16 protein-coding genes are annotated in these 13753 nt (G+C 61.4%); 6 read left to right on the plus strand and 10 right to left on the minus strand.

The features are described from left to right. Positions 1 to 97 precede the first annotated feature (97 nt). Positions 98 to 889 carry a phosphatase PAP2 family protein gene (locus C5J22_RS04030; RefSeq protein WP_105437298.1) on the minus strand — a complete coding sequence of 264 codons (792 nt, stop codon included), beginning with the start codon at positions 887 to 889 and terminating at the stop codon, positions 98 to 100. Between the two features lie 231 nt (positions 890 to 1120). Here C5J22_RS04030 and C5J22_RS04035 point away from each other — a divergent pair, with 231 nt between their 5' ends. Together C5J22_RS04035 and C5J22_RS04040 are read left to right on the plus strand one after the other, a co-directional pair. Continuing rightward, on the plus strand, positions 1121 to 2611 hold the full coding sequence (locus C5J22_RS04035; protein ID WP_105437299.1) for a leucyl aminopeptidase: 1491 nt from the start codon (positions 1121 to 1123) through the stop codon (positions 2609 to 2611). Further along, complete coding sequence (locus tag C5J22_RS04040) at positions 2611 to 3060, plus strand: DNA polymerase III subunit chi (protein WP_105437300.1); 450 nt, start codon at positions 2611 to 2613, stop codon at positions 3058 to 3060. The genes C5J22_RS04035 and C5J22_RS04040 overlap by 1 nt, the downstream gene beginning before the upstream one ends. 18 nt (positions 3061 to 3078) lie before the next feature. On the opposite strand, the gene C5J22_RS04045 is transcribed toward C5J22_RS04040, so the two are convergent. The 5 genes from C5J22_RS04045 to C5J22_RS04065 form a co-directional block, all read right to left on the minus strand. Continuing rightward, positions 3079 to 3930, minus strand: coding sequence for a polysaccharide deacetylase family protein (locus C5J22_RS04045; protein WP_105437301.1), 852 nt, complete (start codon positions 3928 to 3930; stop codon positions 3079 to 3081). A 73-nt stretch (positions 3931 to 4003) separates the two neighbouring features. Next, entirely contained in the window at positions 4004 to 4303 is a 300-nt protein-coding gene (locus C5J22_RS04050) for a type II toxin-antitoxin system RelE/ParE family toxin (protein WP_105421328.1), read from the minus strand. A 5-nt stretch (positions 4304 to 4308) separates the two neighbouring features. Further along, entirely contained in the window at positions 4309 to 4602 is a 294-nt protein-coding gene (locus C5J22_RS04055; protein WP_105437302.1) for a CopG family ribbon-helix-helix protein, read from the minus strand. A 284-nt stretch (positions 4603 to 4886) separates the two neighbouring features. Further along, positions 4887 to 5282 (minus strand): hypothetical protein, encoded by a 396-nt coding sequence (locus tag C5J22_RS04060; protein WP_105437303.1) that lies wholly within the window; start codon positions 5280 to 5282, stop codon positions 4887 to 4889. A gap of 60 nt (positions 5283 to 5342) precedes the next feature. Beyond that, positions 5343 to 7226 (minus strand): ATP-binding cassette domain-containing protein, encoded by a 1884-nt coding sequence (locus C5J22_RS04065; RefSeq protein ID WP_105437304.1) that lies wholly within the window; start codon positions 7224 to 7226, stop codon positions 5343 to 5345. 168 nt (positions 7227 to 7394) lie between these two features. Here C5J22_RS04065 and C5J22_RS04070 point away from each other — a divergent pair, with 168 nt between their 5' ends. Further along, positions 7395 to 8279, plus strand: a complete 885-nt coding sequence (locus C5J22_RS04070; RefSeq protein ID WP_172746521.1) for a hypothetical protein — start codon at positions 7395 to 7397, stop codon at positions 8277 to 8279. Positions 8280 to 8342: 63 nt separating this feature from the next. Here C5J22_RS04070 and C5J22_RS04075 read toward each other — a convergent pair whose 3' ends face one another. Further along, on the minus strand, positions 8343 to 9056 hold the full coding sequence (locus C5J22_RS04075; RefSeq protein WP_105437306.1) for a Crp/Fnr family transcriptional regulator: 714 nt from the start codon (positions 9054 to 9056) through the stop codon (positions 8343 to 8345). A gap of 219 nt (positions 9057 to 9275) precedes the next feature. On the opposite strand from C5J22_RS04075, the gene C5J22_RS04080 reads away from it, so the two are divergent. Continuing rightward, a complete protein-coding gene (locus C5J22_RS04080; RefSeq protein ID WP_105437307.1) occupies positions 9276 to 9995 on the plus strand; it encodes a hypothetical protein in 720 nt (239 codons plus the stop codon). A 128-nt stretch (positions 9996 to 10123) separates the two neighbouring features. On the opposite strand, the gene C5J22_RS04085 is transcribed toward C5J22_RS04080, so the two are convergent. Next, positions 10124 to 11158, minus strand: a complete 1035-nt coding sequence (locus C5J22_RS04085) for a diguanylate cyclase (protein ID WP_172746522.1) — start codon at positions 11156 to 11158, stop codon at positions 10124 to 10126. A 206-nt stretch (positions 11159 to 11364) separates the two neighbouring features. Between C5J22_RS04085 and C5J22_RS04090 the strand changes: the two genes are divergently transcribed. After that, positions 11365 to 12054, plus strand: a complete 690-nt coding sequence (locus tag C5J22_RS04090; protein WP_105437309.1) for a glutathione S-transferase family protein — start codon at positions 11365 to 11367, stop codon at positions 12052 to 12054. 96 nt (positions 12055 to 12150) lie between these two features. Further along, the gene (gene ndk, locus C5J22_RS04095) at positions 12151 to 12573 is read left to right on the plus strand and encodes a nucleoside-diphosphate kinase (protein ID WP_007769585.1); all 423 of its coding nucleotides are present in this window, start codon (positions 12151 to 12153) and stop codon (positions 12571 to 12573) included. Positions 12574 to 12660: 87 nt separating this feature from the next. On the opposite strand, the gene C5J22_RS04100 is transcribed toward ndk, so the two are convergent. Then, a complete protein-coding gene (locus tag C5J22_RS04100; RefSeq protein WP_371412560.1) occupies positions 12661 to 13164 on the minus strand; it encodes a hypothetical protein in 504 nt (167 codons plus the stop codon). Then, positions 13158 to 13706: a CGNR zinc finger domain-containing protein gene (locus C5J22_RS04105; protein ID WP_105437311.1), complete on the minus strand. Its 549-nt coding sequence runs from the start codon at positions 13704 to 13706 to the stop codon at positions 13158 to 13160. The genes C5J22_RS04100 and C5J22_RS04105 overlap by 7 nt, the downstream gene beginning before the upstream one ends. Positions 13707 to 13753 lie beyond the last annotated feature (47 nt).

Raw genomic sequence — 13753 nt, forward strand, 5'->3', positions numbered from 1 at the left:
GCACAACGTCACCCGGGGAATGGTGACAGCTGGTTACCCCGAGATGACGGTCGCGCCTATCTAAGCGATTGAGATCAGCTTTGCGACAGGGGCTGCGTCACAAATTTGTTTGCGAATTCCGTTTTCTTCTTCGCTGTGACATTTCGAAACAGGCAGCCACCGCTGCATAGACCACCAGCGACGACAACCAGCCGAGCGTCACGTCCGAAAAGTAATGGCCGCCGAAGGAGGTCCTGAGCGCCGGCGAGATCAGCGAGATGGCGATCAGCGGCGGCCCGAGCACCGGACGCAGCGGTTTCGGCAGCAAAACGATGAGGCAGGCCAGCCACCCGGCCCCTGCCGCCTCCCCGGAAATGAAGGAACAGTTGCCGACGCAGGCGCCGCCGAAATCGCCGGCCGGCGTGAACACGTCCTTGCCGCCGAAAAAGTCGGTCTCGTAGGGGCGGGGCCGGTTGGAGACCTGCTTCAGGATCAGATTGACCAGCACATACGGGCCGATCAGGAAGGAAACCAGGGCGATGGAATAATCCCGCGTCTTGCGCGGGCTGTAGGTCTCGCCGTGGTGCTGCAGGTTGGCGATCAGCCGGTAGAGGAGATAGATCGCGACCAGCGCCGGCAGGTAGAAGAGAACGCGCCGGATCAGGACGAACAGGGCTTCGGTACCATAGGGAAAACTGCCGCAGACCCGGCCTCGTTCGATAGCCTCGCCACAGGCGGCCTGGGCGAAGAAGGCGCGCGCCACGGCAAGGTCGATCTCGGGTACCAGGTAGAAGACCGCCAGCAGCACCCACCAGAGCGCCATCAGCGCGATAAACCAGCCCTTCGGCCTGGCAAAGAATCGTCGCATGGCGGCAAGCCATTCGGGGGCGGTTGGGGAAGGCGATGTCATGCGAAATGATCCGTTGGTCGTCGGGCGGCGCGACCCTAGAGCAAGACGCGTCGGATTTGAACAGGGGCCGGCTGCCGATAGAAGGGAATGTCCGCTCCCGAAATCAGGCTTTTTGACGCGTCGGAGAGGGGGCCCGCAACCGGGTTGACGCGGTTGTGACATCTCGCCCTTGCGCTCGCGGCCGAAACGGCGATGATCGCCGCGTTCTTTCGAAAGCCCCCTGGAGTCGCAATGTCCGTGAAATTCGATATCTCCTTCGCCAAGTCCGTCAAGATCGACGGCGGCCTTGCCATCCAGCTCAAGCTTGCCGGCAACGGGCCGGCAGCGGGAGCTGCTGATGCCGATCCGGCCGGCATCGTGAACCGGGCGGCGGAGATCGCGAAGTTTTCCGGCAAGTCGATGTCGACGCTGGACATTATCGCGCCTCAGGGCTCTCCCGCCGACCGGCTGGTCGTGCTCGGCCTCGGCAAGGCCGAGTCGCTGACCGCCTACGACTGGCTGAAGGCGGGTGGCATTGCCGCTTCCACGGTCAAGTCGATGACCAGGGTGGCGATCTTTACGGATGTCCCCGGCCTTGCGGTCGGCGCTGCCGAATTGGCCGGCTTCGCGCTCGGCATGCTGCTGCGGGCCTACAGTTTCGACACCTACAAGACGAAGAAGGGCGATGACGAGGAAAAGGCGCCGAAGACGGTGAAGGTAACGATCGTCACCGCCGAGCCTGCGGCCGCCAAGAAGGCTTTTGCCGAATCCGAGGCGATCGCTGGCGGCGTGCTTTTGGCCCGCGAACTGGTCAACCTGCCGCCGAACGTGCTCGGGCCGGTCGAATTCGCCGACAAGGCTAAGGAACTGGAGAAGCTCGGCGTCGAGGTGGAAATCCTCACCGAGAAGGAGATGAAGAAGCTTGGCATGGGTGCGCTGCTCGGTGTGGCGCAAGGTTCGGTCCGCCCGCCGCGGCTCGCCGTCATGCAATGGAAGGGCGGCAAACCGAAGGATGCTCCGGTCGCCTTCATCGGCAAGGGCGTCGTTTTCGATACCGGCGGCATTTCGATCAAGCCGGGTGCCGGCATGGAAGACATGAAGGGCGACATGGGCGGCGCCGCTGCCGTGATCGGCCTGATGCATACGCTTGGCGCCCGCAAGGCCAAGGTCAACGCGATCGGCATTCTCGGCCTCGTCGAGAACATGCCCGACGGCAACGCCCAGCGGCCGGGCGACATCGTCACCACAATGTCGGGCCAGACGATCGAGATCATCAACACCGATGCGGAAGGCCGGCTGGTGCTTGCCGACGCGCTTCACTATTGCAACGATCGCTTCAAACCGCGTTTCATGATCAATCTCGCCACCCTGACCGGCGCGATCCTGGTGGCGCTCGGCAATCTGCAGGCGGGCCTGTTTTCCAACGACGACACGCTGGCCGGCCAGTTGGCCGGCGTCGGGGAGGTCACCGGCGAGCGCCTGTGGCGCATGCCGCTCGGCAAGGAATACGACAAGCTGATCGATTCGAAATTCGCAGACATGAAGAATACCGGCGGCCGCAACGCCGGGTCGATCACCGCAGCGCAACTGCTGAAGCGCTTCGTCGGCGAAACGCCCTGGGCGCATCTCGACATCGCCGGCACCGCGATGAATTCCCCGTCGAGCGAGATCAACCAGTCCTGGGGATCTGGCTACGGCGTCCGGCTGCTGGACGAACTCGTGCGGGCGCATTACGAGAGCTAATGACTGAAGTCCTGTTCTACCACCTGACCGAATCGAAGCTTGAGGAGGCGCTGCCAGCGCTGCTCGAAAAGAGCGTCGAGCGCGGCTGGAAGGTGGCGGTGCAGATGAGCAGCGATGTGCGTCGGGATTTTCTCGACGCGCATCTCTGGACCTTCCGCGAGGACAGTTTTCTGCCGCATGGCACCGACGCCTCGCCGATGGCCGAAGCGCAACCGGTGCTGCTGACCTCCGCTGCCGAAAACGGCAACGGTGCGACGGTTCGTTTTCTGGTGGATGGTGCCGAGCCGCCGCCGATCGCCGACTATGACCGGATCGTCTTCATGTTCGACGGCTACGATACCGTCCAGCTCGACAATGCCCGTACGCAGTGGAAGAAGTTGAAGGGCGAGGGGCATGCGCTGACCTACTGGCAGCAGTCGGAAGAGGGGCGCTGGGTCAAGAAGGCCTGACCCCCGCGCATTCTTCCCTCAGTTCAGCCAGGCCATCATCATCGACGAATTGCTGTGGCGCAGGCGAACGACCTTGTAGCCTTCGGCGCTCAGCTGGGTAAGCAGCGCCGGCAGCATGGCGGCGGTGCGGGCATGGATGTCGTGCAGCAGGATGATGCCCTTGCCGTGGGCGCGTAGCGAATTCATCGTGCGGGTTGCGACGGCGGCCGGCGAGACGCCGAAATAATCCTTGGAATCGACCTGGACGTCCAGCACCACCATGCTGTTTGAGGCGACCCACTGGCGCAGGCGCCTGGTGTCGGCGAGATAGGGGAAGCGGAAGAAGCCGGCATCCTCATGGGTGACGCTGGTCACCGCATCGCGCCCCTTTTCGATTTCGGCCACGGCCGCATCGAAGGAAAGGTTCTGCAGGTCGGCATGGCGATAGGTATGGCTGCCGATCGTGTGGCCGGCATTGACCACCTTGCGGGCGATCTCCGGATGGGCCTTGGCCATCTGCCCGACCATCAGGAAGGTGGCCTTGACGTCGTATTCGTCGAGGATGGAGAGGATCTTCTCCGTTTTCTTCGGCATCGGGCCGTCATCGAAGGTCAGCACGACCTCCTTGTCGGCGAGCTTCAGGTCGGAAAGCGACGAGGCGGTGAGGGTGCGGCCGGAAAGGCTGCCCGGATTGTTGAAACGCCCCCAGGCGACTGGCGTCAGCGCCACCGGCGAATCCGCCTCCGCCTTTTTTAGCGATTTGGACGGTGAGAGCCCCTTGGCGGGTGCAAATGAAGTGGCAAGCGAGCCGCTCTCGGTCTGGCTGCGACCGGCGCAGGAGGAAAGAAGGCATGCGACGGCGGCGGCGACACAAAGGACGCGGACAAACATGGGAGCGACTCGGCTAAAAAGTGACTAAGGAGTTGAAGCGACGTCACATTCGCCGATTATGGTTAATGGCTGGTTATGATGGATCGCTGGCCGGGCTCAATTGGCGAAACGAGCGTCCGTCCCAGATACGGAGGATCTCGATCCTATCCGCCTGGATGCGGTAGAGAATGATGAAAGGGGTCCTCGCGATCACGAGTTCCCGTGTGCCCGACAGTGCCCCAGGGCGTCCCGCTTGCGGATTGTCTTTGAGAAGCTGCTCGGCGTTTTGAAACCGCAGCCGCGCATACCGAGCACCGTCTGGAAATACGTGCGTATAATACTCTTTCATCCATCGAAGATCGGCGCGCGTTCGCGGCAGATAGACGATCTTCATCAGGATCAGGCGCGTCTGGAAGGTTTTGTAAATATATCCGGTTCCGGTTCCGGGAGTTCGTTCTCCGAACCCCAGGAGGCAATCCAGTCTGCCATTTTTTCGCTGGAAACAAAGGTGCCTTCGTCGGCGGACGCAATCGCCTGCTCAAGCTGAAGGCGTTTTGCCGCCTGGCTTTCCAGGTAGGTCTCGATAGCCGTCACCGCGATTTCGGCCATCTTCTGTTCGCTGGCTTCAGCTTCTGCTTGAAGGCGCGCCTGGACGTCTGGCTTAAGGCGAAGTGACAGCGGATGGCTTTGCATTGGCAACCTGATGAGCTGTGTGTTGGCCGCGCAATAATAACCTGAAACTCCGGTTATCCCAAAGCAGAACTTCGTTCTGGGAGCGCGACTTCATATCTGCCGGGAGGATGAGGCGAATGGCAAACAGGCGAGGTCGGTGAAGGCGAAATTCTCGTTGGCGTAGAACCATGCGGCGCCGGCGGTCTTACTGTCAACGCCACCGAATCCGTCGCCGCAATCGGGGTTTGCGGATGCGATTCCTTTGCCGCGGCAGCTTTCGCGAGGACAACCTCTGTTGGACGGCTCTACTTCTTGGTGATTTTGTCGCCGACCCGCGGCCGGGAGATCGCCTTGCCGACGAAGCTGTACTCACCCGAGCCGGTGACTGCGGAAAACAGAGAGGTGAAAGGCGTCGCCATTGCATAATTCACCTGCACGACGACGAGCTGCACATTGCTTTCGATCAGGTCGGCGGGGATTTCGAAGGCGGGCGGATCCCCGGATGCCTGCGCGTTCGCTTGAAAGGCGGACGACCAATTGACCTTCGCGTTGCCGGCGGCGTCGAAGTCTACGAGGGCGACCTGGATTGCGAGTGCGCTGCTGTCGAAGTGTCGATGAGGTCTAGAACTTCTCGCGCGGCGTCCACCGAGACACCGCCCGCAGAGGTAGCGGGTTCCAAGCGATTTCCCGGCTAGGGCCACCGTGTCGAGGATTTCGCGGGTCTGGTCGGCAAGGGGGTAATCTTCACCGCTGGAGCAAACTCACCCCGCCATCGCCTCCTCGTACTCCGACGACAGCATCAGCCATTCCTCTTCGGCAGACGAGAGCTTTGCGGCCGCTTCTCCGCGTTCCTTGGCCTTCTGGGCTGCCTTGGCGGGAGTTTTTTCGTAGAGGGCGGGGTCGCCGAGTTCTTTGTCAAGAGCCTTGATCAGTTTCTCCAGCCTGGCGGTTACAGCCTCGATTTCGTTGATCTTTTTCTTGAGCGGTGCGAGCGATGCGCGCTTTTCCGCATTCGCCTTGCGCTGGTCCGCCTTCGAGGACAAATCTTCGGTCAGCTCAATTTTTTCGTCTTTTTTTTTGCCGGAGCTGACAATCAGGTTGCGGTATTCCTCCATGTCGCCTTCGAAGTTCGACACCGTGCCGTTGTTGACCAGCCACAGGCGGTCGACGGTGGCCTCGATCAGGTGACGATCGTGGCTGATCAGGATGACGGCCCCTTCGTAGTCGTTGAGCGCTTCGATGAGCGCGCGTCGGCTGTCGATGTCGAGATGGTTGGTCGGTTCGTCGAGGATCAGGAGGTTTGGCGCGTGGAAGGCGGCAAGGCCCATCAGCAGGCGCGCCTTTTCGCCGCCCGACAGGTCTTTTGCGGCCGTCGCCATCTTTTCCGTCGCAAGCCCCATCTGCGCCACGCGGGCGCGAACCTTGGCCTCGGGCGCATCCGGCATCAGCCGGCGCACATGGGCAACGGGCGAATCCGCCGGCACGAGATCGTCGAGCTGGTGCTGGGCGAAGAAGCCGATCTTCAGGCTCGGCGCCAGGCGGATATCGCCGCTTTCCGCCTTGAGGCGACTTGCGATGAACTTGGCGAAGGTCGACTTGCCGTTGCCGTTCGAGCCGAGCAGGGCGATGCGGTCGTCGTTGTCGATGCGCAGCGTGATGTTCTTGAGGATCGGCTTGCCCGGCTCATAACCGACGGCGGCGTTCTGGATCGCAACGATCGGCGATGCGGGCTGCTTTTCCGGCTCGGGAAAGGTAATCGGCTGCACGTGGTCCTCGATCACCGCGGCGACTGTGCCCATGCGCTCCAGCGCCTTGACGCGGCTCTGCGCCTGACGGGCTTTGGTGGCCTTGGCCTTGAAGCGGTCGATGAAGCTCTGCAGGTGCTTGCGGGCCGCCTCGTTCTTGGCCTTCGCCTTGGTCTGCAATTCGTCGGCCTCGGCCTTCTGCCGCTCGAACTGGTCGTAGCCGCCGCGGTAGAAGGTCAGCTTCTTCTGGTCGAGATGCACGATGGCGTTGACCGCGTTGTTGAGGAGGTCGCGATCATGGCTGATGATGATGACAGTGTGCGGATAACGCCGGATATAGTCTTCCAGCCATAACGTGCCTTCGAGATCGAGATAGTTGGTCGGTTCGTCGAGCAGCAGCAGGTCGGGCTCGGCAAACAGGACGGAGGCGAGCGCCACGCGCATCCGCCAGCCGCCGGAAAACGACGAGGCAGGGCGGGACTGGGCTTCCTGGGAGAAACCGAGACCGGCGAGAATGCTGGCCGCGCGCGCCTCTGCCGAATGCGCATCGATATCGACGAGCCGCATCTGGATGTCGGCGATGCGATGCGGATCGCTGGCGGTTTCCGCCTCCGCCAGAAGTGCGGCGCGCTCCTTGTCGGCGGAAAGCACGATTTCGATCAGCGAATCCTCCGTGCCCGGCGCTTCCTGCGCCACTTGGCCAAGCCGGGCGCTCTTTGGATAGGAGACCGAACCGGTCTCCGACCCCAGTTCACCGGTGATGACCTTGAACAGCGTGGATTTGCCGGCGCCGTTGCGGCCGACGAGCCCCGCCTTGGTGCCCGCGGGTAGCGTCACGCTGGCATTGTCGAGGAGGAGACGCCCAGCGATGCGGGCGGAAAGTTCGGTAATCGTGATCATGGCGGCGGTTTTGGCCGAAACACCGTTTGTTGGCAAGGGCGCCGATGGGCCGGTATTCCGCTGTGCCGGGGGAAACAGAAGGAAATTACACGCTCTGGTAGATCATTGAGGCGGCGCCGCCGCGGGTCGCGATGGTGCGATCGAACTTCGATCGGGAGAGCAAATGTCATGAGAGTAACGAGATTGACGTGGTCGATGCTGCTGTCGGCATCCGCACTGATGACGCCGCTCAGCGCCGGGGCGGTGGACTTTACCTGCTGGAGCCCCGGCGGTGCCCTGTTGGCGGGCGCCGCCGGCGGCTACTGGACTGCGGAACGGATCGCCAATGCGATTCCGTTTGGGGAGACGATCGGCCGGGGCGAGGGTGGTCTCTCCGAACAACGGCGCGGCCTCAAGGATACCGAGGCGGAGCGAGCGCCGATCAATGAAGCGCCCTATAAGTTCGGAGGCAAGCTGCTGTTTACGCTCGGCGGCATCGATTACGAGGCCAGCGCTCAGTTTGTCGCGGACGACCGGATCGTCATGGGTGCCGCCCATTCCGCCTGGGGCAACGGCAACCAGGCCACCAATATCCGCTTTTATCAAGGTTATGCGGGCGGTGGCGGAACTCTCTACCAAATCGACCGGGTGGCAGTGCTGTTGCGCTGGACCGAGGTGTCGGGCAACCCGCCGAGCATGGCGCGGTCGCAGTTCGACTATTCGGTGATGCGCACCACCCAGGCGTCCGCCGTTGGTAAGTATGAACTCGGCATCGCCGGGGCTGGGGCCGGCGACGATGTCACGATTACGGGTTATCCTGGAAGGCTCGATGGCGGCGAATACATGTATCGGGAAACGGCCCGCATCACCGTGCAGGCCGGCACCGCCTACGAAGCCGGCCCGCATCCCATGTATGGAGGTGGCGCAAGCGGCGGGGCGTGGTTCGTGACCGCCAACAACGTCCATAAGGCCGTCAGCGTTGTCTCCAGCGGAGCGCCCGATGGTGTCTATGGTCCGAGTTTCACCCAGGATACCGCCGACCTGATCGCAATCGTCAAGAACGGTTGCCCATGAACCGCAGCATACGGGCCGACGGCATTGCTGCATCGGCCTGGCGCTCGCAAGCATCCGCGTCATTCAGGCCGCAGGGTCTGAATGACGCGAGATGATCTGCAGCGATCGCTTGTTGAAAATGATGATGCGGTGCTGCCGCACGCCGATCAGCCGTTCGCTTTTCCAGGCTTGGAGTTGGGCGTTGATGCGCGGCCGACTGGCATTGATGAGCTGGCCCATGCGGCTCTGGGATATCGGTTTTTCGATGAGGATGCCGTCGCTGGTCGACCGCCCGTGCGAGGCGCCGAGATTGAGCAGCAGACGAGCAAGGCGGGTCTCCAGCGGGTAAAGCGCCATTCCCTCTGCGAACATGATGGTGCGGTGGAGCTTTCGGGCGATCGTCCGCATCAGGTATGAAGACACCTGCGGGATTGCCGAGAGTTCATTGAAGGTTTTCCGGTCGATTTCGAGCAGCCGCGTCGCCCCGCATATCACTGCGTTCGAGGAATGCCGGTAGTTGAGGGTGAACTCGATCTCGCCGACTGCGTCCCCCGGTTGAAGTTCGGAAAAAATTACTTCATTGCCTTCCTCGGATATAAAATAAAGATAAATGCCACCAGACAGTATAATATAAAGTGTATCGCAAATATCTCCACTAAGAAATAGTGTTTGCTGATCTATATATGAGTTTATATTTATTTTATTTGCGAAAGCCGAAATGACATCGTCATCAGCAGTGCTGAATAGCTCTGTTTTTCTTATCTCGTCCGATATCTTCATGTTTTTCATTGTTTTCATCTGCTCGCATCCACCCTGAGATCGGAAACATGGCTGCCGTCTGTAGGGTTGATAATTAGCAAAAATGCAAACCAGGGTTGTTACCTGTGTGACATATTTTCAGATTTAAATATCCTAGGTTGTGTTCGTGCAAATGATGCTCCGCGGAAGCCGGTGCCGTGAGCACAGATGCCGCCACCGCATGGTGTCGTGGCGGCAACCCAAATGAGGAGATGTATTATGACCATTTACATGGGGCAGAACGCGATCAAAGCCTTCAGCGCACAGGCAGGGGGCCAGCCCTACAGCCTCACGGTTCTCAACGAAAACGCGAAATGGCAGCAGTTTGCCCTGTTCCAGACGATCCCGAAGATTATCGGGCCGTCGGTCGACCCCCTGTCGCTGGCCTGGATGGTCGGCGGAGCCGCTGCGGGTACCCCCGACCAGCCGAGCACGTCGTCCTTCAACTGGACGATCGACTATTCCGTGACTGTTGGCTACGTTCAGCAACAGGGCACGCCCGGCTCGCCGCGTTCCTTCCAGACGGCGAGCTCGGTCGGCGTCATGATCAACAATCAGAATCAGGTGCCGGTGACCTATCAGGGGCCGTTCCCCTATGGCGCCCCCGGTTTTCCGGAGGGGCCATCCGACGCGACGAAAGGCCTTATCCTCGCCAAGGCGGACGACACCATTCCGACCGTGCCGGTGCAGGCCAGCAAGAGCGTCTACCTGAATGTCGGCATCGCCATGGCCGGCAAGCCGACGATCGCGGTCCAGCTCGAGCCCGGCCTCTTGTATCAGTTCACGCCGAAGCCGAAATATTACATTCTCGCCGGCTCTTTCGTCCAGGGACAGGTGATCGACACCTCCACGTCTTCGGCGGCCTACGAGGTGAGCTTCGCCGGTGTCACGGATGTCTCCGTTCGGTTCACGCAGAAGAACCAGTTCGTGCCGGCATAATTCCGCTGGCCTGCTGGTAGGACAAGAGGGCGGCCGCCGGACGTATCGCTATCGGCCGCCGATCTTCGCTCGCAGAACAGAGGCCGTGGGAAACCGCGGCCTCTTGTGTTTTGGAAATCCCGGCCGTCTCAGGATAACCGTTTCGGTGCCTCGCCGTGAAGCGCGACGATCATTCGCGGATTGGCCTTGGCCGTTTCAAGCGCCGTGCCGGCCTGGAGGCGGAGTTCCTGTGGTGAGAAGGCGTTGGCGGCGAGTGCTGCGCCGACCGACAGGCCGATGCCGCTCGTGCCATCGGAAGCGGCAAAGACGAGATTGTCGGTGATCGAGGCGATCAGCCGCTCGGCGATCGTCTGCACGCTGTCGCGGCCGACGTCGCGGAAGACGAAGGCGAAATCACCCTTGCCGATGCGCGCCAGGAAATCGTTCTTCTTGATCGCCTTGCGGAAGATCGAGGCGGCCTTCTTGACGATCCGGTTGACGGCGGGATCGCCATAGGTGCGGGCGAAATGCGGCAGATCGGTAACCGTCACCAGGAACAGCGCGGTATCGCGGTTGTCGGCATCGATGCCGTAAAGCGCCTCCAGCCGTTCGGCGAGCGCCGCATGGTTCGGCAGCGAGGTCAGCCGGTCGCGCAGCGTCACCGAGCGGGCAGCCGACGCTTCGCGTTCGGCCTTGACGAGACGATCGGCACCGGCGCGAAGAATGGCTTCCAGTTCGGTTTCGGCGACCACGGCATCGGACAGCGAGACGCTCAGATATTCGATCTCGGCCAGAATATCCTCAGGCCCCGCCGTGCTGTCCTGGCGCAGGCTGCGGGCGACGGTTTCCAGAACCCGGCTGAAACCCTTCTTTTGGGTGACGCCGCTTGCCATCTTGTCCCGGAGTTCCAGCAGCAGCTTTATTTCCTGATCGCGACCCCTGGCGGGCATGAGTGCCACGAAAGCCGAGAGTTGATGGCGCAGCCCCATCTCGTCGAGCACCGTCTGGGAAGGACCGGCGGGAAGTGCCAGGACTTCGCGCGAAAGGGCAGGGTCGCCGCCCAGCAGCGCCTCGTGGAAGAGCTCGTAATTGCGCGGCAGGCCGCTCACGTCCAGCTTCGCCATGAGCTGGACGACAGCCTGCAGGCCGCGATCCTGTCCCGTTCTGCTCGCTTCGCCCGCCATCTCTCGTCCCCACAGTTGCTCGATAGTGAAACAAGCCATGCGGGACCGGCTTTAACATTTGCTGAAACGGGCCGGATTGCCGGTAGTTACGGTTAAGGGACCATCGAAATGGTCGATCGAATGCGATTCATGAAATTTCCTGATTGGATTCAAAAGGCAATTTGCTTTCAATATCGCCAGCCGAATGTCCAGATCAGGAGCCTGCCGTGACCCGTATTCTCTACTCGCTCTGCGGCGCCGACGAGAGCCGCCCGTTTTCGCCCCATTGCTGGAAGGTCGTGCAGGCGCTCGCCCACAAGGGCCTCGACTTCATCGAGAAGCCGACGCCGTTTACCGAGATCCCCAGCCTCGAAGGCGGGTTTTCGAAGACGGTGCCGATCCTGAGGGACGGCAACGAACTGATCCGCGACAGTTTCGAGATCGCGCTTTATCTGGAGGAGGCCTATCCGGATCGGCCGACGCTGTTCGGCGGCCCGGCCGGCAAGGCGCTCGCCCGTTTCGTCGAGGGTTTTTCCCAGATGGTGGTGCATACCGCGATCACCAAGATCGCGGTCAAGAACATTCACGACATGCTCGGAGAGACGGACCAGGTCTATTTCCGCACCAGCCGCGAGGCCCGGCTCGGCAGGACGCTCGAAGAAATGGAAGCGAACCGCCAGGCGGAGATCGACGGTTTCGCGCCGAAGCTGGAGCCGATCCGCCACGCTCTGAAATATCATGACTTCATCGGCGGCGACGGCCCGCTTTTCGTCGACTACATCCTGTTCGGCGCGCTGCAGTGGATGCGCATCACCGCAGGCACCAAGGTGTTTTCCGATGACGACCCGGTCGGGTTGTGGTTCGAGCGCTGCCTCGACCTGCATAATGGCGTCGGACGCAGTGTGACAGCGGCGTGAAATTGCCCGAACCCCCTTGTTTCCAGCGAAAGGGGCGGGTAAAGACCGCCCACTTTCCCCCTAGTCACGGGGCCACAGGAAACGAAGGATAGAACAATGGCGATTGAACGCACGTTTTCGATGATCAAGCCGGATGCCACCAAGCGCAACCTCACGGGCGCCATCACCAAGGTGTTTGAAGACAATGGCCTGCGCGTCATCGCTTCCAAGCGCGTCTGGATGAGCAAGCGCGAGGCAGAAGGCTTCTACGCCGTTCACAAGGAACGTCCGTTCTTCGGCGAACTGGTTGAAGGCATGACCTCCGGCCCGACCATCGTTCAGGTTCTGGAAGGCGAAAACGCCATCCTGAAGAACCGCGAGATCATGGGCGCCACCAATCCGGCAAACGCCGACGAAGGTACCATCCGCAAGACCTTCGCGCTGTCGATCGGCGAGAACTCGGTTCACGGTTCCGACGCTCCGGAAACCGCCGCCCAGGAAATCGCCTACTGGTTCTCCGAAACCGAGATCGTCGGCTGATTTAAGCCCCGTCTCGACGGAAGACTTTGATGAAACCGGGGTTTTGGCCCCGGTTTTTTCGTTCTGGGATATTCGGCTGGCGTCGCTTCAGGCCGGGCAGTCGTCGTCCCGCCCGTAGTCTGCCGTCCCGTCCGGCTTGAAGACATCCGGGTTCCGCTCATAGCCGGCTCCGAGCACCAGCGGTTTGCTGGGAAGCACCGACTGGTCGACGTCGGAGACGAGCTGGGTCTTCAATTCCTGCAGCGTCCGGCCGCCCGCATCCACCAGCCGGATATCCACGGAATAGGGCTTGTCCTTGCGCACGCAGCGGACATTGGGGCTCTGCAGGGTGATCTTGTTCCAGGCGGGGAAGATTTTCTCACTGATGACGATCGGATCGCCGCCGGCGGGGTCGTCGAATTTGGCGATCGCCACGGTTCCCTCGGGTATCGGCCCGGTCTTGTTAAGCGTCACGAGGTAGGTGGCGCTGGCGACCCGGTAGTTGAACACGAAGATATGCCCGCTCACCTCGACCAGCTTTTCGGTTTCCCGCTGGCATGCGGCAAGGGCGAGGGCTGCAAGGCTGAGAACCATAAACCGGTGCGTCATGATGCGGCCTCCTTTTTCCTCCGATGATAATGGCGGCTGGCTTTGACCCGGTTGCCGCACACCGCCATGTCGCACCAGGTACGGCTTCGGTTGCGGCTTCGGTCGAGGAACAGCCAGCCGCAACTGCCGCAGATCTTCATCCGCAAAATCTCTTCGTCGGCAAGCAGCCTGAGTGCCGAATGGGCGGTCGCCGCCTCCAGCGAATTCCTCTCGGCACGGCGCAGGATGGCTGCCGTCGCTTCGAGGAAATCGGCAAGCAATGTCTGCGCGTCGTCGCCTCGAACACGGGCGCGAAAATAGCGGTCTATCGCTTCGCGCAGCGCGATGAACGGCGTGTGGTTCTCGGCCTGGACAGGTGCGAGATCCCCGAACAGCGCCCGCTCGGCCGAGAACTTTTCGGCTGCTTTCGGAAAGGCATGCATCTGCTGCGGCTCGGCGAACCGGTCGATCCTGCGCTCGGGATCGAAGCGCAGGATGACGCTGTTGGCGACATCCAGCGCCAGCGCGCCACCGGCAAAACGATGCGGAGTCCAGGAAAAGCTCATGCGATATTATAACTGGTAAAATGCGGTTGACCAGTTATATTCATCGC

The sequence above is a fragment of the Neorhizobium sp. T25_13 genome, assembly GCF_002968675.1.
GTDB lineage: Bacteria > Pseudomonadota > Alphaproteobacteria > Rhizobiales > Rhizobiaceae > Neorhizobium > Neorhizobium tomejilense.

What these genes read in the sequence shown, in the direction of transcription:
- C5J22_RS04030 (WP_105437298.1), bottom strand. Translation starts at nt 889, where the DNA reads ATGACATCGCCTTCCCCAACCGCCCCCGAATGGCTTGCCGCCATGCGA.
- C5J22_RS04035 (WP_105437299.1), top strand. Translation starts at nt 1,121, where the DNA reads ATGTCCGTGAAATTCGATATCTCCTTCGCCAAGTCCGTCAAGATCGAC.
- C5J22_RS04040 (WP_105437300.1), top strand. Translation starts at nt 2,611, where the DNA reads ATGACTGAAGTCCTGTTCTACCACCTGACCGAATCGAAGCTTGAGGAG.
- C5J22_RS04045 (WP_105437301.1), bottom strand. Translation starts at nt 3,930, where the DNA reads ATGTTTGTCCGCGTCCTTTGTGTCGCCGCCGCCGTCGCATGCCTTCTT.
- C5J22_RS04050 (WP_105421328.1), bottom strand. Translation starts at nt 4,303, where the DNA reads ATGAAGATCGTCTATCTGCCGCGAACGCGCGCCGATCTTCGATGGATG.
- C5J22_RS04055 (WP_105437302.1), bottom strand. Translation starts at nt 4,602, where the DNA reads ATGCAAAGCCATCCGCTGTCACTTCGCCTTAAGCCAGACGTCCAGGCG.
- C5J22_RS04065 (WP_105437304.1), bottom strand. Translation starts at nt 7,226, where the DNA reads ATGATCACGATTACCGAACTTTCCGCCCGCATCGCTGGGCGTCTCCTC.
- C5J22_RS04070 (WP_172746521.1), top strand. Translation starts at nt 7,395, where the DNA reads ATGAGAGTAACGAGATTGACGTGGTCGATGCTGCTGTCGGCATCCGCA.
- C5J22_RS04075 (WP_105437306.1), bottom strand. Translation starts at nt 9,056, where the DNA reads ATGAAAACAATGAAAAACATGAAGATATCGGACGAGATAAGAAAAACA.
- C5J22_RS04080 (WP_105437307.1), top strand. Translation starts at nt 9,276, where the DNA reads ATGACCATTTACATGGGGCAGAACGCGATCAAAGCCTTCAGCGCACAG.
- C5J22_RS04085 (WP_172746522.1), bottom strand. Translation starts at nt 11,158, where the DNA reads ATGGCGGGCGAAGCGAGCAGAACGGGACAGGATCGCGGCCTGCAGGCT.
- ndk (WP_007769585.1), top strand. Translation starts at nt 12,151, where the DNA reads ATGGCGATTGAACGCACGTTTTCGATGATCAAGCCGGATGCCACCAAG.
- C5J22_RS04105 (WP_105437311.1), bottom strand. Translation starts at nt 13,706, where the DNA reads ATGAGCTTTTCCTGGACTCCGCATCGTTTTGCCGGTGGCGCGCTGGCG.